The organism is Methylolobus aquaticus (assembly GCF_054172105.1).
Genome location: NZ_JBSYXP010000064.1, coordinates 1 through 394 on the forward strand (window position 1 = coordinate 1; position 394 = coordinate 394).

Genomic DNA, 394 nt, shown 5'->3' on the forward strand with positions numbered 1-394 from the left:
CTTGGCTTTCGACCGCCTGCCAAAGCAGCAGAACTACCCGCTTCCTCCGAGGGAATTGACTGACGTAGTTGCGCAGAAAGGCGGGCATTCGTATCCGGGCAAGGCGAAACAGACTGTTGTTGCACACTTCATTTATGGCGCCGTTGCCGGGGCGGTATTTCCATTTGGGGGTAAGATCTGCGCAAGTGGTGCCGTTTATGGCGTTCTGGTGTGGTGCATAAGTTATCTTGGGTGGATCCCTGCCATGCGCTTGCTAAAACCGGCAGCTGAACACCCCCCCAGCAGAAACCTTCTCATGATTGCTGCGCATTTGGTCTGGGGTGTGACTTTGGAGCTTGGCTATCAGGAAATATCGAAGTCTACCGCAAAACAATTTGCCTCAGGCGACAACAGG

At 53.8% G+C, this 394-nt stretch carries 1 protein-coding gene; it reads left to right on the top strand.

Annotated elements, in window-relative coordinates:
- Nucleotides 1-55: 55 nt before the first annotated feature.
- A partial coding sequence (locus ACW73L_RS22195; RefSeq protein ID WP_498924717.1) for a hypothetical protein occupies nucleotides 56-394 on the top strand: 339 nt, incomplete at its 3' end.